The 20,605-nt window shown below is 71.2% G+C and carries 18 protein-coding genes; 16 read left to right on the top strand and 2 right to left on the bottom strand.

What is annotated here, in order from left to right:
- The first annotated feature begins 85 nt into the window (after positions 1-85).
- Positions 86-1,288: a signal recognition particle-docking protein FtsY gene (gene ftsY, locus AC5WRT_RS05190; RefSeq protein WP_496096920.1), complete on the top strand. Its 1,203-nt coding sequence runs from the start codon at positions 86-88 to the stop codon at positions 1,286-1,288.
- Between the two features lie 193 nt (positions 1,289-1,481).
- On the opposite strand, the gene AC5WRT_RS05185 is transcribed toward ftsY, so the two are convergent.
- On the bottom strand, positions 1,482-2,144 hold the full coding sequence (locus AC5WRT_RS05185; protein WP_496096919.1) for a bifunctional DNA primase/polymerase: 663 nt from the start codon (positions 2,142-2,144) through the stop codon (positions 1,482-1,484).
- 457 nt (positions 2,145-2,601) lie between these two features.
- Between AC5WRT_RS05185 and nsdA the strand changes: the two genes are divergently transcribed.
- The 6 genes from nsdA (at position 2,602) to ftsH (ending at position 12,597) form a co-directional block, all read left to right on the top strand.
- The gene (gene nsdA, locus AC5WRT_RS05180) at positions 2,602-4,080 is read left to right on the top strand and encodes a transcriptional repressor NsdA (RefSeq protein ID WP_496099970.1); all 1,479 of its coding nucleotides are present in this window, start codon (positions 2,602-2,604) and stop codon (positions 4,078-4,080) included.
- Between the two features lie 338 nt (positions 4,081-4,418).
- Positions 4,419-5,762 carry an ammonium transporter gene (locus AC5WRT_RS05175; protein ID WP_496096917.1) on the top strand — a complete coding sequence of 448 codons (1,344 nt, stop codon included), beginning with the start codon at positions 4,419-4,421 and terminating at the stop codon, positions 5,760-5,762.
- Positions 5,759-6,097 carry a P-II family nitrogen regulator gene (locus tag AC5WRT_RS05170; protein ID WP_039656487.1) on the top strand — a complete coding sequence of 113 codons (339 nt, stop codon included), beginning with the start codon at positions 5,759-5,761 and terminating at the stop codon, positions 6,095-6,097. The genes AC5WRT_RS05175 and AC5WRT_RS05170 overlap by 4 nt, the downstream gene beginning before the upstream one ends.
- A 28-nt stretch (positions 6,098-6,125) precedes the next feature.
- Positions 6,126-8,570, top strand: a complete 2,445-nt coding sequence (locus tag AC5WRT_RS05165) for a [protein-PII] uridylyltransferase (RefSeq protein WP_496099969.1) — start codon at positions 6,126-6,128, stop codon at positions 8,568-8,570.
- Positions 8,571-9,046: 476 nt separating this feature from the next.
- Positions 9,047-10,597, top strand: coding sequence for a signal recognition particle protein (gene ffh / locus AC5WRT_RS05160; RefSeq protein ID WP_496096915.1), 1,551 nt, complete (start codon positions 9,047-9,049; stop codon positions 10,595-10,597).
- A gap of 59 nt (positions 10,598-10,656) precedes the next feature.
- Positions 10,657-12,597, top strand: a complete 1,941-nt coding sequence (gene ftsH, locus AC5WRT_RS05155; protein WP_496099968.1) for an ATP-dependent zinc metalloprotease FtsH — start codon at positions 10,657-10,659, stop codon at positions 12,595-12,597.
- A gap of 173 nt (positions 12,598-12,770) precedes the next feature.
- Here the strand turns inward: ftsH and AC5WRT_RS05150 are convergent, their stop codons facing one another.
- Complete coding sequence (locus AC5WRT_RS05150) at positions 12,771-13,718, bottom strand: SAM-dependent methyltransferase (protein WP_496096913.1); 948 nt, start codon at positions 13,716-13,718, stop codon at positions 12,771-12,773.
- Between the two features lie 524 nt (positions 13,719-14,242).
- On the opposite strand from AC5WRT_RS05150, the gene AC5WRT_RS05145 reads away from it, so the two are divergent.
- The 9 genes from AC5WRT_RS05145 to lepB (AC5WRT_RS05105) all read left to right on the top strand — a co-directional run bounded on the left by AC5WRT_RS05145 (position 14,243) and on the right by lepB (AC5WRT_RS05105) (position 20,505).
- Positions 14,243-14,839 (top strand): hypothetical protein, encoded by a 597-nt coding sequence (locus AC5WRT_RS05145; protein WP_076091312.1) that lies wholly within the window; start codon positions 14,243-14,245, stop codon positions 14,837-14,839.
- A gap of 328 nt (positions 14,840-15,167) precedes the next feature.
- Positions 15,168-15,587 carry a 30S ribosomal protein S16 gene (rpsP, locus tag AC5WRT_RS05140; protein ID WP_208898581.1) on the top strand — a complete coding sequence of 140 codons (420 nt, stop codon included), beginning with the start codon at positions 15,168-15,170 and terminating at the stop codon, positions 15,585-15,587.
- 5 nt (positions 15,588-15,592) lie between these two features.
- On the top strand, positions 15,593-15,832 hold the full coding sequence (locus AC5WRT_RS05135) for an RNA-binding protein (protein WP_003973401.1): 240 nt from the start codon (positions 15,593-15,595) through the stop codon (positions 15,830-15,832).
- A 103-nt stretch (positions 15,833-15,935) separates the two neighbouring features.
- Positions 15,936-16,487: a ribosome maturation factor RimM gene (gene rimM / locus AC5WRT_RS05130; protein WP_496096912.1), complete on the top strand. Its 552-nt coding sequence runs from the start codon at positions 15,936-15,938 to the stop codon at positions 16,485-16,487.
- Positions 16,487-17,320, top strand: a complete 834-nt coding sequence (gene trmD / locus AC5WRT_RS05125; RefSeq protein ID WP_496096911.1) for a tRNA (guanosine(37)-N1)-methyltransferase TrmD — start codon at positions 16,487-16,489, stop codon at positions 17,318-17,320. Before rimM ends, trmD begins: the two co-directional genes overlap by 1 nt.
- A 135-nt stretch (positions 17,321-17,455) precedes the next feature.
- Positions 17,456-17,806, top strand: a complete 351-nt coding sequence (gene rplS, locus AC5WRT_RS05120; RefSeq protein ID WP_055704359.1) for a 50S ribosomal protein L19 — start codon at positions 17,456-17,458, stop codon at positions 17,804-17,806.
- A gap of 45 nt (positions 17,807-17,851) precedes the next feature.
- Positions 17,852-18,553: a signal peptidase I gene (lepB, locus tag AC5WRT_RS05115; RefSeq protein ID WP_496096910.1), complete on the top strand. Its 702-nt coding sequence runs from the start codon at positions 17,852-17,854 to the stop codon at positions 18,551-18,553.
- Positions 18,546-19,637 (top strand): signal peptidase I, encoded by a 1,092-nt coding sequence (gene lepB, locus AC5WRT_RS05110; RefSeq protein WP_496096909.1) that lies wholly within the window; start codon positions 18,546-18,548, stop codon positions 19,635-19,637. The genes lepB (AC5WRT_RS05115) and lepB (AC5WRT_RS05110) overlap by 8 nt, the downstream gene beginning before the upstream one ends.
- The gene (lepB, locus tag AC5WRT_RS05105) at positions 19,525-20,505 is read left to right on the top strand and encodes a signal peptidase I (RefSeq protein WP_496096908.1); all 981 of its coding nucleotides are present in this window, start codon (positions 19,525-19,527) and stop codon (positions 20,503-20,505) included. The genes lepB (AC5WRT_RS05110) and lepB (AC5WRT_RS05105) overlap by 113 nt, the downstream gene beginning before the upstream one ends.
- The last annotated feature ends 100 nt before the right edge of the window (positions 20,506-20,605 follow it).

Genomic DNA, 20,605 nt, shown 5'->3' with positions numbered 1-20,605 from the left:
AGTTGTTGCGTTAAGTGGCGTTTGTCTCTCGGGGCAAGCCACAAACCCGTTCCCGCCCTGCCCCATGGCTGATACTGGACGCGTTATGGAAACCGTCATCCTTGCTGTAGTCATCGCCGTGCTCGTGATCGCGGCGCTCGGTGGGCTGGTGGTGGGCACCCGGCGCAAGAAGCCGCTGCCTCCGCCGCCCCCGAAGGCGCCCGACATCACCGCGCCCCCGGCCGAGCCGCACGTCGGCGAAGAGGCCGAGACGCCGCGTGAAGAACCGCGCCGGACCATCGAGGAGGTGGACCTCCCCGGTGGCCCCGCACCGGTCGTCGTGGAGGAGCCTCCGTCCGTCGAGGCTCCCGCGATCGAGATCCCGGAGCCCACCGCCGGCCGGCTGGTCCGGCTGCGCACCCGTCTGTCCCGCTCCCAGACCGCTCTCGGCAAGGGCCTGCTCACGCTGCTCTCGCGCGAGCACCTGGACGACGAGACCTGGGAGGAGATCGAGGACACGCTGCTCACCGCCGACGTCGGCGTGCAGCCCACCCAGGAACTGGTCGAGGGCCTGCGCGAGCGGGTGAAGGTGCTCGGCACCCGCACCCCCGAGGAGCTGCGCGGCCTGCTGCGCGAGGAGCTGCTCAAGCTGGTCGGCACCGAGGTCGACCGCACGGTCAGGACCGAGCCCGCGGACCGCAGGCCCGGCATCGTGATGGTCGTCGGCGTCAACGGCACCGGCAAGACCACCACCACCGGCAAGCTCGCGCGCGTACTCGTCGCCGACGGCCGTACGGTCGTGCTCGGCGCCGCCGACACCTTCCGCGCCGCCGCCGCCGACCAGCTGCAGACCTGGGGTGAGCGGGTCGGCGCCTACACCGTGCGCGGCCCGGAGGGCGGCGACCCGGCCTCCGTCGCCTTCGACGCGGTGAAGGAAGGCAAGGAGATGGGGGTCGACGTGGTCCTCATCGACACCGCCGGCCGCCTGCACACCAAGACCGGCCTCATGGACGAGCTGGGCAAGGTCAAGCGGGTCGTGGAGAAGCACGCGCCACTCGACGAGGTGCTGCTCGTGCTGGATGCCACCACCGGCCAGAACGGCCTGGTGCAGGCGCGCGTCTTCGCGGAGGTCGTGGACATCACCGGCATCGTGCTGACCAAGCTGGACGGCACGGCCAAGGGCGGCATCGTCGTCGCGGTCCAGCGCGAGCTGGGAGTGCCGGTCAAGCTCGTCGGGCTCGGCGAGGGCGCGGACGACCTGGCCCCGTTCGAGCCGGAGGCGTTCGTGGACGCCCTTATCGGTGACTGAGCAGTCGGCAGACCTGCGAACCGCTGTCAGGAAGCGCCCGCCCCAAGGTGCAGTTGGGTCGGGCGCTTCGCCCTTGTGCGCCTGAACCGGCGCCGCTCTCGCGGATGTGGGTGCTCGCCGTAGTGCTGGCTCGAACGGTTGCGCTGCCAGGGCGATGGACTGCTCGATGCGTGCTGTGCCCGGGGCCCGGCCACTACGTGCGGGCCCGCGACCGGTGCGCCACATACGCCAGCGTGCCCAGCAGCAGTCGGGCCGCCGGCGGGTGGGTCGCGCAGTCCAGCGCGGGCGGGCGCAGCCAGCGCACCGGGCCCAGGCCGCCCCGGTCGGAGGGCGGCGCGGTGATGTGCGTACCGGGGCCGAGGCCGCGCAGGTCCAGGGCCGAGGGGTCGTCCCAGCCCATGCGGTAGAGCAGCCGGGGCAGCTCCGCGGCGGCGCCGGGGGCGACGAGGAAGTGGGCGCGGCGGTCCGGGGTCGCGGTCACCGGGCCGAGGGGGAGTCCCATCCGCTCCAGGCGGACCAGGGCCCGGCGGCCGGCTGCCTCGGAGACCTCGATGACGTCGAACGCCCGGCCCACCGGCAGCATCACCGCGGCGCCCGGGAACTCCGCCCAGGCCCTGCCCACCTCGTCGAGGGTGGCCCCGGCCGGCACCGGTGGCGCGAAGTCCAGGGGGTGCGCGCCGGGCGCAGTGCAGTCCGCGCGTCCGCACGAGCACGCGCCCGCCGCGGCCCGCGCCCCCGGCACCACGTCCCAGCCCCACAGCCCGGTGAACTCGGCGACGGCAGTGCACTCCGACGAACGGCCGCGCCGACGCGTGCCGGAACGAATCTCGCGAATGCCGCCGATCGTGAAGCCCATGCCCCCTCCAACGGGTCCGGCGCGCCGGTGGTTACGACGCGGAACGAGACGGAAGCGGAACGTAACGCTACGGCTCCGCCTTCCCTCGTCGACGCGAACGTAAGGCGGCGCCTTGAGGTGTGACGGGTGGCACGCCGAGGTGTTCGCGCCCCCATGCGCACCACTCCGCCCACTTCCGGCCGTCCTATGTCAAGTGAATCGCGTGCGGACCGCAGTGGGTTCATTCGAAGGGGTGGCGAATGGTGGCGTTTCTGGGATCCCCGTGGCTGGGCGGGTGATCGTGGGATTACTGTGAGTGTGCGAGTCGGGTCGGCATATGCGTCCATGGGTATGCCGGAGGCGAGTCGTCAGCTCGTTCGAAGGGTGAGAACCGGCGGACAAGAGGCCGTATTTACCGGCATTCTGATAGGGCTTGGCGCACTCGACGACAAGTGGTCTCAGGGATGGGGGCGTTCCAGTGGGCGGCAACGGCGGAAGCGCGACGAACGCTGACAAGCGCCCCAACGAGCTGCTCGGGTCGTGGTTCGTGCGCAGCGGCTGGTCCAAGGGCGAGCTGGCTCGCCAAGTGAACCGCCGGGCCCGCCAGTTGGGCGCCAACCACATCTCCACCGACACGTCGCGCGTGCGCCGCTGGTTGGACGGGGAGAATCCGCGCGAGCCGATCCCGCGCCTCCTCTCGGAGCTGTTCTCCGAGCGCTTCGGCTGTGTGGTCTCCATCGAGGACCTCGGTCTGCGCGCCGCCCGCCCGACTCCCTCCGCGTCCGGGGTCGACCTGCCCTGGACGGCCCCGCAGACCGTCGCCCTGCTCGGCGAGTTCTCGCGCAGTGACCTGATGCTGGCCCGGCGCGGCTTCCTCGGCACCTCGCTGGCCCTGTCCGCCGGCCCGTCCCTCATCGAGCCGATGCAGCGCTGGCTCGTGCCGAGTCCCACCTCCCCGGTCCCCGCAGGGCCCGAGCCCGTCCTCGATGCGCGCAGGCCCGGCCGGCTGTCCAAGCCCGAGCTGGACCTGCTGGAGTCCACCACGCGGATGTTCCGCCAGTGGGACGCCCAGTGCGGCGGTGGTCTGCGCCGCAAGGCCGTCGTCGGCCAGCTGCACGAGGTCACCGACCTGCTCCAGGAGCCGCAGCCGGAGGCCACCACCCGCAGACTCTTCAAGGTCGCGGCCGAACTCGCCGAACTGGCGGGCTGGATGAGCTACGACGTCGGACTCCAGCCCACCGCGCAGAAGTACTTCGTCCTCGCCCTGCACGCGGCCAAGGAGGCCGGCGACAGGCCCCTGGGCTCGTACATCCTCTCCAGCATGAGCCGCCAGATGATCCATCTCGGCCGGCCCGACGACGCCCTTGAGCTGATCCACCTCGCCCAGTACGGCAGCCGGGACTGCGCCGGCCCGCGCACCCAGTCCATGCTGTATGCGATGGAGGCCCGCGCCTACGCCAACATGGGCCAGCCGGGCAAGACCAAACGCGCGGTCCGTATGGCCGAGGACACCTTCGCCGAGGCCGACGAGTGGGACGAGCCGGACCCCGACTGGATCCGCTTCTTCTCCGAGGCCGAGCTCCACGGCGAGAACTCCCACTCCTTCCGCGACCTCGCCTACGTCGCCGGCCGCAGCCCGACCTACGCCTCGCTCGCCGAGCCACTCATGCAGAAGGCGGTGGAGCTGTTCGCCGAGGACAGCGAGCACCAGCGGTCGTACGCGCTGAACCTGATCGGCATGGCCACCGTGCACCTGCTGAGGCGCGAGCCCGAGCAGAGCACGGCCTATGCCTCGCAGGCCATGGACATCGCCAGGAAGGTCCGCTCCGAGCGTGTGAACACTCGTATTCGAAAGACGGTCGACACGGCCGTACGGGACTACGGCGGTCTCGCGGCCGTGGTCGACCTCACCGAGCGGCTCACCGCCGATCTGCCGGAGGCCGCCGAAGCGGTCTGACACCCGGCTCCCCCGCCCCGGCCGCGGCCGGTCCTCCCGAACTGCCCGACTCGGCTCCCCCACGCCAGGTCATCGGAGAGGCCGCCGCGGCCGGCCTGTGTGTCCGGCGGGATCTCCGGAGCAGGTTGCGTCACGATAACGATCGGCACGGCCGGGATCCGGCAGTTCATGGACGCGTAACACGCCCGGCGCCTTCGTCACCCCGGTGAAACAACGAGGGGCCTCGACCGAAACCGCGCTGCGTCAATCTCGTGGCGCATAACCGGCCCACCCCACGACCCGCCGGACCGCTCAGGCACCGCCCGCACGGGGCCGTACCAACCGACGAGGAGACGCCGATGGCACCAGCCATCACGCTTGCCGCGGAGGCACCCAAGCTGTCGTCCGCGAACACAGGCTTCATGCTCATTGCTTCCGCCCTGGTGCTGATCATGACGCCGGGTCTCGCCTTCTTCTACGGAGGCATGGTCCGCGTCAAGAGCACCCTGAACATGCTGATGATGAGCTTCATCAGCATGGGCATCGTCACCATCCTCTGGGTGCTCTACGGCTTCTCCCTCGCCTTCGGCACGCACAACAGCCTCATCGGCTGGGACTCCGACTGGTTCGGCCTGCGCAAGATCGGCCTGACCGAGCTGTGGCCCGGCTACACCATCCCGATCTTCGTGTTCATGGTCTTCCAGATGATGTTCGCGATCATCACGCCGGCCCTGATAAGCGGCGCCCTCGCGGACCGCGTGAAGTTCTCCGCCTGGGCGCTGTTCATCGCCCTGTGGCTCACGATCGTCTACGTCCCGGTCGCCCACTGGGTCTGGGGCGCCGACGGCTGGGCCTACAAGCTCGGCGTGATCGACTTCGCGGGTGGTACGGCGGTCCACATCAACGCGGGTGCCGGGGCCCTCGGTGTCATCCTCGTCATCGGCAAGCGCGTCGGCTTCAAGAAGGACCCGATGCGCCCGCACAGCCTTCCGCTGGTCATGCTCGGCGCGGGCCTGCTGTGGTTCGGCTGGTTCGGCTTCAACGCGGGCTCCTGGCTCGGCAACGACGACGGCGTCGGCGCGCTGATGTTCGTCAACACACAGGTCGCCACGGCGGCCGCGATGCTGGCCTGGCTCGCCTACGAGAAGATCCGGCACGGCGCGTTCACCACGCTGGGTGCCGCCTCCGGCGCGGTCGCCGGTCTGGTCGCGATCACCCCGTCCGGCGGCGCGGTCTCCCCGCTCGGCGCGATCGCCGTCGGCGCCATCGCCGGTGTCGCCTGCGCCGCGGCCGTGGGCCTGAAGTTCAGGTTCGGCTACGACGACTCCCTCGACGTCGTCGGCGTCCACATGGTCGGCGGCATCATCGGCTCCCTGTTGATCGGCTTCTTCGCCACCGGAAAGGGCCAGTCCACCGCGACCGGCGTCTTCTACGGCGACCACTCCTTCACCCAGCTGTGGAAGCAGTGCGCCGGTGTCGGCGCGGTCCTCGCCTACTCCCTGGTCGTCTCCGCGGTCCTCGCCTTCCTGCTGGACAAGACGATCGGCATGCGGGTCACCGAGGACGAGGAGGTCTCCGGCATCGACCAGGCCGAGCACGCCGAGACCGCCTACGACTTCAGCGGCGCCGGCGGCGGTGTCCTCGGCTCCGCCGCCCACGCCCCGGCCCTGGCCGCCACGCAGACCAAGAAGGTGGACGCATGAAGCTCATCACCGCCGTCGTGAAGCCGCACCGGCTGGACGAGATCAAGGAGGCCCTGCAGGCCTTCGGCGTCCACGGCCTGACGGTCACCGAGGCCAGCGGTTACGGTCGTCAGCGGGGCCACACCGAGGTCTACCGCGGTGCCGAGTACACCGTCGACCTGGTCCCCAAGATCCGCATCGAGGTGCTGGCCGAGGACGACGACGCCGAGCAGCTGATCGAGGTCGTCGTCAAGGCCGCCCGCACCGGCAAGATCGGTGACGGCAAGGTCTGGTCCCTGCCGGTCGAGACGGCCGTACGGGTCCGCACCGGCGAGCGCGGCCCGGACGCGCTCTGACCACCACTGTGAGAACGGGAGTCGCTGGGTGACGGGAGCGGACGTGCGCACGGATGCAGAGGGCTCGGGACCCAGCGGCTACGCGGCGGCCCGGCTGCGCCTCCTCACCGAGGGGGCGCGGTCCGGGCCGCCGCGCCGTGCCGCCCTCGCCGAACTGACCGACGACTGGCTCTCCGGACTGTTCACGGCGGCGGCCGCGGGACGCGCGGGCGTCTCCCTCGTCGCCGTCGGCGGATACGGCCGTGGAGAGCTGTCCCCGCGCAGTGACCTCGACCTCCTGCTGCTGCACGACGACTCCGATCCCGGCGCGGTCGCCGCCCTCGCCGACCGTCTCTGGTACCCCGTCTGGGACCTCGGCCTCGCCCTCGACCACTCCGTGCGCACCCCGGCCGAGGCACGCAAGACCGCCGGGGACGATCTGAAGGTCCACCTCGGTCTCCTGGACGCCCGCCATCTCGCCGGCGACCTCGGGCTCACCGCCGGACTGCGCACGGCCGTCCTCGCCGACTGGCGCAACCAGGCCCCCAAACGCCTGCCCGAACTCCAGGAACTGTGCGCCGAGCGTGCCGAGCGCCAGGGCGAGCTGCGGTACCTGCTGGAACCCGACCTCAAGGAGGCGCGCGGCGGCCTGAGGGACGCCACCGCCCTGCGCGCCGTCGCCGCCTCCTGGCTCGCCGACGCCCCGCGCGAGGGCCTCGCTGACGCGCGCCGGCGCCTGCTCGACGTACGGGACGCGCTGCACCTGGTGACGGGCCGTGCCACCGACCGGCTCGCGCTCCAGGAACAGGACCAGGTGGCGGCCGAGCTGGGACTGTTGGACGCGGACACGCTGCTGCGGCAGGTGTACGAGGCGGCGGGGATCGTGTCGTACGCCAGCGACGTCACCTGGCGCGAGGTGGGGCGCGTGTTGCGGTCGCGCGCCGTGCGTCCACGCCTGCGCGCCATGCTGGGCGGCGGCAAGCCCGCCGCGGAGCGGTCGCCGCTGGCCGAGGGCGTGGTGGAGCAGGACGGCGAGGTGGTGCTCGCCCGCACCGCGCGCCCCGAACGCGACCCTGTGCTCCCGCTGCGCGCCGCGGCCGCCGCCGCGCAGGCCGGCCTTCCGCTCTCCCTGCATGCCGTACGGCGCATGGCCGCCACCGCGCGCCCTCTGCCCACGCCCTGGCCCGCGGAGGCCCGCGAGCAACTGGTCACCCTGCTCGGCTCCGGCCGGCCGACCGTGGAGGTCTGGGAGGCGCTGGAGGCCGAAGGCCTGATCAGCCGCATGCTGCCGGACTGGGAGCGGGTCCGTTGCCGCCCGCAGCGCAACGCCGTCCACATCTGGACGGTGGACCGGCACCTGATCGAGACGGCCGTCCGCGCCTCGGAACTGACCCGCCGTGTCAGCCGCCCCGACCTGCTCCTCGTCGCCGCCCTGCTGCACGACATCGGCAAGGGCTGGCCCGGCGACCACTCCGTGGCCGGCGAGATCATCGCCAAGGACGTCGCCGCCCGGATCGGCTTCGACCGCGCGGACGTGACCGTGCTCTCCCTGCTGGTCCGCCACCACCTGCTGCTCGTCGAGACGGCCACCCGGCGCGACCTGGACGACCCCGCCACCGTCCGTTCGGTCGCGGAGGCCGTCGGCGCACAGAGCACCCTGGAGCTGCTGCACGCCCTCACCGAGGCCGACGCCCTCGCCACCGGACCCGCGGCGTGGTCCTCCTGGCGCGGCTCCCTCGTCGCCGATCTGGTGCGGCGTGCCTCCGCCGTGCTCGCGGGCGACGCCCCCGACGAGCCGGAACCCGCCGCGCCCACCGCCGAGCAGGAGCGGCTCGCGATCGAGGCGTTCCGCACCGGCGGCCCGGTCCTCGCGCTGCGCGCCCAGACGGAACCGGCCACCGAGGCCGAGCCGTCCGGCGAGCCCCTCGGCGTGGAACTGCTCATCGCCGTACCCGACCAGCCCGCCGTCCTTCCCGCCGTCGCCGGTGTCCTGGCCGTCCACCGCCTCACCGTCCGTACGGCGGAACTCCGCGCCCTGCGCCTGCCCCACGACGTCGACGACGGCTCGGTGCTGCTGCTGAACTGGCGGGTGGCCGCCGAGTACGGTTCCCTGCCGCAGGCCACCCGGCTGCGCGCCGACCTCGTCCGCGCCCTGGAGGGCACCCTGGACATCGCCGGACGGCTCGCCGAACGGGACGCGGCCTATCCGAGGCGCCGCGGCTGGATCGCCCCGCCGCCCCGGGTGACGGTGGCCCCGGCCGCCTCCCACCACGCCACGGTGATCGAGGTCCGCGCCCAGGACGCTCCCGGGCTGCTGCACCGGATCGGAATGGCACTGGAGAAGGCGGGAGTGCGGGTGCGGAGCATGCACGTCTCGACGCTGGGCGCCAACGCGGTGGACGCGTTCTACGTCACGACCGGCGCGGGCCAGCCACTGCCACGCGAGGACGCGGGCTCACTCGCGCGCGTGCTGGAGGAGACGCTGCGAGGGTGACCCGGGGCGCTCTCGCGCCTCCGGGCTGCACGCACCGGCTCCCGGGCGTCCACTGGAGGCGGACGCGGACTGTAGGCATCGCCTCCCGGCGGGCTCACGGCCAGTTGCGGGCCTCGGGCACAGCGTCTCCGCGGGGCGGGTGCGGATCGCAGGGATCGTGGCCCGGAACGTCCTCGGGCGGGCGTGGTGGCGTCGCGCCTCGGGTGCCCCCCGGCCGGCGGTGCGGACGGCGGCGTCTCGCCTCCGGGGCCGCCCAGCGGGCTGCGGGGGCGGACCTCGGCTCGGTGCTCACGTGTTCACCGGGCGTGCGCGGATCGTGGCGATCGCGTCGCCGTGTGCCCCACGGACAGGCGTGGAACCCCTGCGTCCCGCCCTCGCGCGCTCGCCGGTCGAGCGGGCGCGGACGATTTGCTTGCGCGGCCAGATACCCTGGAGGGCAGCCCAGACCGACCCCGACCTCGAGGACCGACGCCACCGTGTTCGATACCCTCTCCGACCGCCTCAGCGCGACTTTCAAAAATCTCCGCGGCAAGGGGCGCCTCAGCGAGGCGGACATCGACGCCACGGCACGCGAGATCCGCATCGCGCTCCTCGAAGCGGACGTGGCCCTGCCGGTCGTCCGCGCGTTCATCAAGAACGTCAAGGAGCGTGCGCTCGGCGCCGAGGTCTCCAAAGCGCTGAACCCGGCCCAGCAGGTCCTGAAGATCGTCAACGACGAGCTCGTCACCATCCTCGGCGGCGAGACCCGGCGTCTGCGCTTCGCCAAGCAGCCGCCGACCGTGATCATGCTGGCGGGTCTGCAGGGTGCCGGTAAGACCACCCTCGCCGGCAAGCTCGGCAAGTGGCTCAAGGAGCAGGGCCATTCCCCGCTGCTGGTCGCCTGTGACCTCCAGCGCCCGAACGCCGTCAACCAGCTGAGCGTCGTCGCCGAACGCGCCGGCGTCGCGGTGTACGCCCCGGAGCCGGGCAACGGCGTCGGCGACCCGGTGAAGGTCGCCAAGGACTCCATCGACTTCGCGAAGTCCAAGGTGCACGACATCGTGATCGTGGACACCGCCGGCCGCCTGGGCATCGACCAGGAGATGATGCAGCAGGCCGCGGACATCCGGGACGCGGTCGGCCCCGACGAGATCCTCTTCGTCGTCGACGCGATGATCGGTCAGGACGCGGTCAACACCGCCGAGGCCTTCCGCGACGGCGTCGGCTTCGACGGCGTGGTGCTCTCCAAGCTCGACGGTGACGCCCGCGGTGGTGCCGCCCTGTCGATCCGGCAGATCACCGGCAAGCCGATCATGTTCGCGTCGAACGGTGAGAAGCTCGAGGACTTCGACGCCTTCCACCCGGACCGGATGGCCTCCCGCATCCTCGACATGGGTGACCTGCTCACCCTGATCGAGCAGGCGGAGAAGACCTTCAGCCAGGAAGAGGCCGCCAAGATGGCCTCGAAGCTGGCGTCCAAGAAGGGCCAGGACTTCACCCTGGACGACTTCCTGGCCCAGATGGAGCAGGTCCGGAAGATGGGCAGCATCTCCAAGCTGCTCGGCATGCTCCCGGGCATGGGCCAGATCAAGGACCAGATCAACAACATCGACGAACGCGACGTCGACCGTACCGCCGCGATCATCAAGTCGATGACCCCGGCCGAGCGCCAGGACCCGACGATCATCAACGGCTCCCGCCGCGCCCGTATCGCCAAGGGTTCCGGCGTCGAGGTCAGCGCGGTGAAGAACCTGGTCGAGCGGTTCTTCGAGGCCCGCAAGATGATGTCCCGCATGGCACAGGGCGGCGGTATGCCCGGCATGCCGGGGATCCCGGGCATGGGCGGCGGTCCCGGTCGGGCGAAGAAGCAGCCGAAGAAGGCCAAGGGCAAGCAGCGCTCCGGCAACCCGATGAAGCGCAAGCAGCAGGAGCTGGAGGCGGCCCAGCGCCGGGAGGCCACCGCGCAGGGCGGGAACGCCTTCGGGCTGCCCCAGCAGGGCGGCCAGGACTTCGAGCTGCCGGACGAGTTCAGGAAGTTCATGGGCTGAGTCGGCCCGCGTCCACCTCTGCGCGTGCCAGGGGTTGGCCATTGTCGTACCGTCCGCATATGACCAACCCCGCGCCGCCGCGCAAGTCACCCGACCAGCCCTGGCGCACCGAGGGCGCCCCTGACGAGCCGCCCCGGCAGCCGCCCGGCGGGCGCCGGATGCGCGGCGGCTGGTGGCGGCTGGTCATCACCGCCCTGGTCGTGTACCTGATCGCCAACCTGGTGCTGTCCTACTTCGACCAGGCCAACGAGCCGACGATCTCGTACACAGAGTTCAGCAGGCAGGTCAACGACGGCAACGTCGCCAAGATCTACGCCAAGGGCGACTCGATCCAGGGCCAGCTGCGCAAGGAGCGGGCCGACCCCGAGGGCGGCGGGAAGTACACCAAGTTCAACACCGAGCGCCCGTCCTTCGCGCACGACGACCTCTGGGCCAATCTGACCAAGCACAACGTGACGGTCACCGCCGAACCGGTCGTCCAGCACCGCAGCTTCCTGTCCAACCTGCTGATCTCCCTGGCACCGATGGTGATCATCGTCGCCCTGTGGATCCTCGTCGCGCGGCGGATGAGTGCCGGGCTGGGCGGCGCCGGCGGCATGCTGGGCCGCAAGGCACCGCCGAAGCCGGTCGAGCTGGTGCCGGGGGAGAAGCGCACCACCTTCGCCGACGTGGCCGGCATCGACGAGGTCGAGGGCGAGCTGAACGACGTCGTCGACTTCCTGAAGAACCCCGATTCCTACCGCCGCATGGGCGCCAAGATGCCCCGCGGTGTGCTGCTGGCGGGCCCGCCCGGCACCGGGAAGACGCTGCTCGCACGCGCGGTCGCGGGCGAGGCGGGGGTGCCGTTCTTCTCCGCGTCCGCCTCGGAGTTCATCGAGATGATCGTCGGTGTGGGCGCCTCACGCGTGCGGGAGCTGTTCGCCGAGGCCCGCAAGGTCGCCCCGTCGATCATCTTCATCGACGAGATCGACACCATCGGCCGGGCCCGCGGCGGCGGCGCCTCGATGGGTGGCCACGACGAGCGCGAGCAGACCCTGAACCAGATCCTCACCGAGATGGACGGCTTCTCCGGCTCGGAGGGCGTCATCGTCATCGCCGCCACCAACCGTGCCGACATCCTCGACCCGGCGCTGACCCGACCCGGCCGTTTCGACCGGATCGTCCAGGTCTCGCCCCCGGACCGGGGCGGCCGCAAGGCCATCCTGGAGATCCACACCAGGGACATCCCGCTCGCTCCGGACGTCGATCTCGCGCACGTGGCGCGTACGACACCGGGCATGACCGGTGCGGAATTGGCCAACCTCGCCAACGAAGCCGCCCTGATCGCCGTGAAGCGGGGGCAGCAGGCGGTGACGCAGACCGACCTCTCCGACGCCCTGGAGAAGATCCAGCTCGGCGCCGAGCGCGCCCTGGTGATGCCCGAGGAGGAACGCCGGCGCACCGCCTACCACGAGAGCGGGCACGCCCTGCTCGGCATGCTCCAGCCCGGTGCCGACCCGGTCCGCAAGATCACCATCGTGCCGCGCGGCCGCGCCCTCGGCGTCACCCTGTCCACACCGGACGCGGACAAGTACGCGTACACCGAGGAGTACCTGCGCGGCCGGATCATCGGCGCGCTCGGCGGGATGGCGGCCGAGCAGGGCGTCTACGGCGTGATCACCACCGGTTCCGAGAGCGACCTGGAACAGGTCACCAACATCGCACGCGGGATGGTGTCCCGCTGGGGCATGAGCCGGGAGGTCGGCCGGCTGTCCGCGCTCCCCAACGACGCCCAGCAGGCCTACGGCCTCGCCGCCGCCCCGCAGACCCTCGACGCGATCGACACCGAGATGCGGCGGATCGTGGACGAGTGCTACGAGGAGGTGTGCCGCAAACTCCGCGAGCACCGCGGCCAGTTGGACGCTCTCGCCGAGGCGCTGCTGGCGAACGAGACGCTGGAGGAGGCGGACGCGTACCGGATCGCCGGTATCACGCGCCTCACCAAGGAGACCGAAATCTAGGGCGTGTTTCGAAAGTCCCGTCTGGTCCGCGACGCCTGGCACGGCACCTCGCCGCGTTGTCGGGATCGTCCACGTACGCCCGGTACGAGGACGACCCTCCGCCTTGCGATGCACCGCACCAGACGTCGCGGACCCCGCCCTCCGGGCGGACGACGCCACTTTCGGAACACGCCCTAGGGCACGCGCGCGACGAGGTAACGGAAGACGTTCGGCATCCACACCGTTCCGTCCGGACGCCGGTACGGATGCAGGGCCTCCGTCAGCTCCTTGTCGACCTGCTCGGCGTCCGTGGCCGCGATCGCCGCGTCGAACAGCCCCGTCGACAGCAGTCCTCGTACGGCGCTGTCGAGGTCGGCGTACCCGAAAGGACAAGCCACCCGCCCCGAGCCGTCCGGCTTCAGCCCCGCCCGCTGGGCGACCTCCTCCAGGTCGTCGCGCCGGGCGGGCCGCCAACTGCGCGCACTGCGCAGCGGATCGGCCAGTCTCGTCGCCACCCGCAGGACCGAGGAGGTGGCGCAGCGCTCCGGCGGGCCCCAGCCGGCCAGCACCACGGCGGCGCCGTGCTCGGCCAGCGGCAGCGCGTCCGCCAGCAGCTCACCGAGCCCCGCGGAGTCGCCCGCGAGGCAGCCGATCGGTTCGAAGACGGTCACCAGGGTGTAGCGGGAGCCCTCCGGGCGGGCCGCGTCCCGGGGCGGGCCGCCGACGAGCCGCACGGCAGGCACGTGGGTACGGCCGCCCGCGCCGGATGCGCCCCCGCCGCGTGGGCCGTGCCGGTGCCCGCCGTCCTTTGGGGGTCCGGAGAGGACGCTTCCGCTCGCACCGCGCGAGGCGTCCGGCAGCAGCCGCTCGCGGGCGAGGGCGAGCCGCTCGGGGGAGGCGGCGTCGACACCGGTGACATCGGCCCCTCTGCCGGACGCGAGCAGCAGGGCGAGCCCGGCGCCGCAGCGCAGGCCCAGCAGCCGGGTGCCGGGGCCCACTTCGAGTCGTTCGTGGACGGCTTCGTAGAGCGGCACCAGCATCCGCTCCTGGATCTCGGACCAGTCACGCGCACGTGCGCACAGGTCCACGCGGGGTGCGGACTCCGCGTGCGCCACGTGCTGCCGCACGAGCGTAGGTGTCATAGGTAAGCGCCCCAATCCGCCGACAGTTCACCGCTGTGCCCGGTTGCGTGGCCCCCGTGCCGTGCGCGCGCACTTCCCACGTATGCCAGGTAACTCCCGGCCCGCGGCCCCGTCCAGGGGTCGAGGGGCCCGGCTTGGGGCCCGGGCGCCGGTGTGGCGAGATTTCACATCCCGGCAACCTGCGTGGCCGTACGGTGTCCGCTGCGGAGGAACGGGCCGGTACCAGGGGGCCGGACTGCGCGCGGTAACGTCACGCGACTCATGGACGCTGACCGAGGTGAGGCCTCGCGCCGAGAGCGGCCGAAACACGTCTTGCGCACCTGCCGACCACTCTCGCACCGGGCACTACTGGCCGGGGCGTACCGCGGACTACGCACCAGCTTGATAGGAGCTGCGAGGCTTCTCCGCAGATCAGCGCACCCGCCCTCGTCCGGGCGCATCAGCGGCAACTGACGGGTACGTGCAAATTATTTGAGATGGCCCCGGAATAGGAACACATTCGACGTCCCGCTCGTTGTCATTACGTGAGCACGACACAGACACCACCTGTTCTCGCCGCGGAGCTGGCGCAGGCGTGGGCCGACATTCAGCGGTACCACCCCGAGCTGCCGGATCTCGCCGCGCCAGAATCCCTGATCGGAGAGTCGTCGTCCGCCTGCGGCCACGAGCTCTCCTTCGAGCGACTGCTGCACGAGGCAGTCCACGGCATCGCCGCCGCCCGCGGGATCCGCGACACCTCCCGCGCCGGCCGCTACCACAACCGCCGCTTCCTGGCCATCGCCGAGGAACTGGGCCTCGACCACCCGGAGGAGCCGCACCCGAGCAGCGGTTTCTCCCTGGTCACGCTCAACCCCGAGGCCAAGCGCCGCTACCGCCCGACGATCGAGCGGCTCCAGCGCGCGCTGAAGGCCCACACGGCAGCCACCTCATCGGACACCACCCGCACCTTCCGGGGCCCGGCCGCCCGGCACGGCTCCTCCGGGGGCGGCGTCCGGGTCAAGGCGGTCTGCGACTGCGGTCGCAACGTCCGGGTGGTCCCCTCGGTCCTGGCCCAGGCCCCGATCGTCTGCGGCGGCTGCGGCAAGCCGTTCCGGATCCCGGAGGTCGCGGGGGCGGCGTGACACGGGCCGCGGACACCGGCATCTCGTGGGTGCCGGGTCGCGGACGGCGGACGGATCCGTGCGGCCGGCGAACTTCACAGCACCGGGCGGCGCACCCGACGTGACCTCACCTCCACGCCGGGTGCCTCCCCGTCATGCCCGCCCCCGGCTCGCCCACCCTCGGCCAAAAGCGCCCCGACGGGTGTGGCACAATGGCTAGCTGTACTCGACAGCCGCACAGGACCCCTCTCTCCTCCGGCTGACGCGTCCGTCGGGCACTCGGGTACCGCAACCCCACGCGGCATGCTCGCCGTGCCCAACCACGTCAAATCCAGGAGAACCCACTCCCGTGGCAGTCAAGATCAAGCTGAAGCGTCTGGGCAAGATCCGTTCGCCTCACTACCGCATCGTCGTCGCCGACTCCCGTACCCGCCGTGACGGCCGGGCCATCGAGGAGATCGGCAAGTACCACCCGACCTACAACCCGTCGGTCATCGAGGTGGACGCCGAGCGTGTGGCGTACTGGCTGGGTGTCGGCGCGCAGCCGACCGAGCCCGTCCTCGCCATTCTGAAGAAGACCGGCGACTGGCAGAAGTTCAAGGGCGAGCCGGCCCCCGCGCCGCTGCTCACCGCCGAGCCGAAGCCGGCCCGTCCGTCGTTCGAGGCGCTCGGCGGTGACGACGAGGGCAAGGGTGAGGCGATCACCCAGAAGAAGAAGGCCGAGAAGAAGGACGAGGCGGCTGCCGAGTCCGAGTCGACCGAGGCCTGAGCAGCATGCTCGAAGAGGCGCTTGAGCACCTCGTGAAGGGCATCGTCGACAACCCTGACGATGTGCAGGTCGCCTCGCGCAACCTGCGCCGCGGGCGCGTGCTCGAGGTCCGGGTCCACCCGGACGACCTCGGCAAGGTGATCGGCCGCAACGGCCGTACCGCGCGCGCCCTGCGCACCGTCGTGGGCGCCATCGGCGGTCGCGGTGTCCGCGTCGACCTCGTCGACGTGGATCACGTCCGCTGACGCTTCATCGCAACCGGCGCGGGCCGGGGAGGGCCACTGGCCGTCCCCGGCCCGCAGTCGTATGAGCAGGACGCCGGCAGGAGATGACAGGAGAATTGGACACGTGCAGCTGGTAGTCGCACGGATCGGCCGTGCCCATGGCATCAAGGGCGAGGTCACCGTCGAGGTACGCACCGACGAGCCGGAACTCAGGCTCGCGCCCGGCGTCGTACTCGCCACGGACCCCTCCTCCGCGGGGCCGCTGACCATCGAGACGGGACGCGTCCACAGCGGCCGCCTCCTGCTGCGCTTCGAGGGCGTCACCGACCGCAACGCGGCCGAAGCCCTGCGCAACACCCTCCTGATCGCCGAGGTCGACCCGGAGGAACTGCCCGAGGGCGAGGACGAGTACTACGACCACCAGCTCATCGACCTCGACGTGGTCACCGAGGACGGCGAGGAGGTCGGCCGGATCACCGAGATCTCGCACCTGCCCTCCCAGGACCTGTTCATCGTGGAGCGGCCCGACGGCAGCGAGGTGCTGATCCCCTTCGTGGAGGAGATCGTCACCGAGATCGACCTGGAGGGGCAGAAGGCCGTCGTCGCACCCCCGCCCGGCCTGATCGACGACCGCGCCGGGATCGCCTCCTCGAGGGACTCGGGAGACGAGTCGTAATGCGCCTCGACGTCGTCACGATCTTCCCCGAGTACCTGGAACCCCTGAACGTCTCCCTCGTCGGCAAGGCACGCGCGCGTGGACAGCTCGACGTGCGGCTGCACGATCTGCGGGAGTGGACGTACGACCGGCACCACACGGTCGACGACACGCCGTACGGCGGCGGCCCCGGCATGGTCATGAAGACCGAGCCCTGGGGCGACGCCCTGGACACGGTCCTCGCCGACGGCTACGAGAGCGGTGACCGGGCCCCCGCGCTGATCGTGCCCACGCCCAGCGGCCGGCCCTTCACCCAGGAACTCGCCGTGGAGCTCTCCGAGCGCCCCTGGCTGATCTTCACACCGGCCCGCTACGAAGGCATCGACCGGCGCGTCATGGACGAGTACGCCACGCGCATGCCGGTCCACGAGGTCTCCATCGGCGACTACGTCCTCGCCGGCGGGGAGGCAGCCGTACTGGTCATCACGGAGGCCGTGGCGCGGCTGCTGCCCGGCGTCCTCGGCAACGCCGACTCCCACCGCGACGACTCCTTCGCGCCCGGTGCCATGGCGAGCCTCCTGGAAGGGCCCGTCTACACCAAGCCGCCGGTGTGGCGCGGCCGGGACATCCCGGACGTGCTGCTCAGCGGCCACCACGGCAGGATCGCCCGGTGGCGCCGTGCCGAGGCCCTCAGGCGCACGACCGCCAACCGGCCGGACCTGATCGAGCGCTGCGACCCCAAGGCCTTCGACAAGAAGGACCGCGAGATGCTGTCCGTCCTGGGCTGGGAACCGGACCCGGCGGGCGAGCCGTACGGACGATTTTGGCGGCGGGCCGAGGGCATGGAAGAATAGGCCGCTGTTGTGCGCCCGTCCGGCGTGCGCCCCTGCCACAGGGGGACACGACGTCCGCCCCGACTCGCACACGGCTTCGTGCAAACACCTAGTTTCCGTTGATGACCTGTGGCATCAGCGAAGAAAGCAGACGAAATGTCTCACCTGCTCGACTCCGTCGACGCCGCGTCGCTGCGCAGCGACATCCCGGCCTTCCGCCCGGGTGACACCGTCAACGTCCACGTCCGCGTCATCGAGGGCAACCGCTCCCGTGTGCAGCAGTTCAAGGGCGTGGTGATCCGTCGCCAGGGCTCCGGTGTCCGCGAGACCTTCACGGTCCGCAAGGTCTCGTTCTCCGTCGGCGTCGAGCGCACCTTCCCGGTGCACACCCCGATCGTCGAGAAGATCGAGCTCGTCACCAGGGGTGACGTGCGCCGCGCCAAGCTGTACTACCTCCGTGACCTGCGTGGCAAGGCCGCCAAGATCAAGGAGAAGCGCGAGAGCTGAGCGCTTCACCGGCGTCACAGCGGAGCCGGATAGCATCTGGCTCCGATGGACACCGAAGCACAGCCGACGGAACGCGACCGTTCCTCCCACCCGGATTCCCCGGGTCCGGAGGGACGGTCGCGTTTCGCGTTGGCGGCGCGGATCACCGACTGGCTGCCGGGCGGCCGGATCACCCTCACCGTCCTCGCCTGCCTCGTCTTTTTGCTGGTCCTCAACGCTTTCGTGGTGCAACCGTTCCAGATTCCGAGCGGATCCATGGAACAGGGTTTGAGGATCGGGGACCGCGTTCTCGTAAATAAGTTGGCGTACCGTTTCGGTGCCCAGCCGCGCCGCGGCGACGTGATCGTGTTCGACGGCACCGGGTACTTCGGGGACGCCGACTACATCAAGCGCGTCGTCGGTGTGGGGGGAGACCATGTGGTCTGCTGCGACAAGAAGGGGAGGATCGAGGTGAACGGCCGCGCGGTCGACGAGTCGTCGTTCCTCTATCCCGGGGACAGCCCCTCCACCGTGCCCTTCGACGTCGTCGTGCCGCCCGGCCGTCTGTTCGTCCTCGGCGACCACCGCGGCGACTCCAGCGACTCCCGCGACCACCTCGGCTCGCCCGGCGGCGGCATGATCCCGGTCGGCGACGTCATCGGCCGCGCCGACTGGATCCTGTGGCCCTCGGGGCACTTCCGGCACCTGACGCGCCCCGGCGTCTACGCGCGCGTGCCGGCGGCCTCCGCGGAGGGCGCGCATGGGTAGCCGCGGCAAACCGCGCGGGGTGCCCGGCAGTCCCGCCGACAACCTGCTGCCCACAGGGGCGCGCCGCACCTCCACGCCCGGCGGCGGCCGTACCCGCGCGGAGCGGCGCAAGCTCCAGCGCAAGGTCAAACGCAAACGCCGGCGTTCAGCAGTTCGGGAGATCCCCCTTCTGGTCGGTGTCGCCGTCCTCATAGCGCTCGTCCTGAAGACCTTCCTCGTCCAGGCGTTCGTGATCCCGTCCGGTTCGATGGAGCAGACGATCCGGATCGGCGACCGGGTCCTGGTCGACAAGCTCACCCCGTGGTTCGGCGCCAAGCCGCAGCGCGGGGACGTCGTCGTCTTCCACGACCCGGGCGGCTGGCTGGCCGACGAGCAGACGGCCAAGAAGCACGACCCGGTCGTCGTCAAGCAGCTCAAGGAAGGCCTCACCTTCATCGGCCTGCTGCCCTCCGACAACGAGAAAGACCTGATCAAACGGGTCATCGGAGTCGGCGGTGACCATGTGAAGTGCTGTGACGAGCAGGGCCGCGTCACCGTCAACGGCGTACCGCTCACCGAGGGCGGCTACATCTATCCGGGTGACGCCCCCTCGGCCCAGCCCTTCGACATCACCGTCCCCAAGGGCCGGCTGTGGGTCATGGGCGACCACCGGGGCAACTCGGCGGACTCCCGGTTCCACCAGGACACGCCGTACGGCGGCACGGTGGCCGAGAGTTCCGTGGTCGGCCGGGCCGTCGCCATCGGCTGGCCGATCGGCCACTGGACACGCCTCCAAGAACCTAAAACCTTCGCAAGCGTCGGCCACTCCGGGGCGGGTGCGACGGCTGGTCCCGGACTCTCGCATAGGGTTGCCTCCGAGAATCCGAACGGAACGACCCAGCTCCCGACCCCTGCGGAACTCCCGCTCGTTATGGGAGTGGTGGGCCTGCGCCGTATGCGGCGCGGGCGGCGGAGCAGAGTAAGGAGTTGGCGTGGGGGATGTGGCGGTTGGCGCACGGTCGGGTCACGACGGCGAAGAGCACCGCGGGCACCCCGTGGAGGACAACGTCCCCGGGCCGGACGGCGCCATGACCTCCGGGAATGATGCGGCGGGCGACGAGGGCACGCCGCAGGACGGACAGCGGCCGAGCACCGGGAACGCGGGCGCGGGCGAGTCGGCCGACGGGCCGAGGAAGCCTCGCTCCTTCTGGAAGGAGCTGCCGATCCTCGTCGTGATCGCGCTGGTGCTGGCGCTGCTGATCAAGACCTTCCTGGTGCAGGCGTTCTCGATCCCGTCGGCCTCGATGGAGAACACCCTCCAGGTGGGTGACCGCGTCCTGGTGGACAAGCTCACCCCGTGGTTCGGTTCCCAGCCGGAGCGGGGCGAGATCGTGGTCTTCCACGACCCGGACAACTGGCTGGCGGGCGAACCGACGCCGAGCCCGAATGCCGTGCAGAAGGTCCTCAGCTGGATCGGTCTGATGCCGTCCGCGAACGAGAGGGACCTGATCAAGCGAGTGATCGGCGTCGGCGGCGACACGGTCGAGTGCAGGGGCACCGGCCCGCTGCTCGTCAACGGCCACGCCCTGAACGAGCCGTACGTCTACGCCGGCAACACGCCGTGCACGGACGACGAGCTGGGCGGCCAGTTCAAGGTGACGGTCCCCAAGGGCTACGTCTGGGTGATGGGCGACCACCGGCAGAACTCCCGGGACTCGCGCTACAACCAGTCCGACAAGCACCATGGCATGGTCCCGGTCAGCGACGTGGTCGGCCGCGCGATCGTCAAGGCGTGGCCGATCAACCACTGGGGCACCCTGCCCGTCCCGGACACCTTCGACCAGCCCGGCATCAACCAGCAGTACGCGACCCCCGCCGCCCTGTCGGTGGTCCCGCAGGGCGTGGCCGTCGCGGCGGTGCTGCCGGTCCTGGTGCGGCGGCGGCGCAAGGCGACCAGGGCGAAGCGCGACTGACCGGCCGAGCCGACGGCTCGTGGGACCGCCGGGTCCGGGGCGGAGCCGGCCCCGGCCGACGGCCCGCCTGGCGGAGTGCCCCGGGGTGGGTGGGCAAGCG

The sequence above is a fragment of the Streptomyces sp. NTD91 genome (assembly GCF_059510455.1).
Note: the sequence above shows the minus strand (reverse complement) of the source record. Positions and strands in the feature narration are given on the sequence as shown.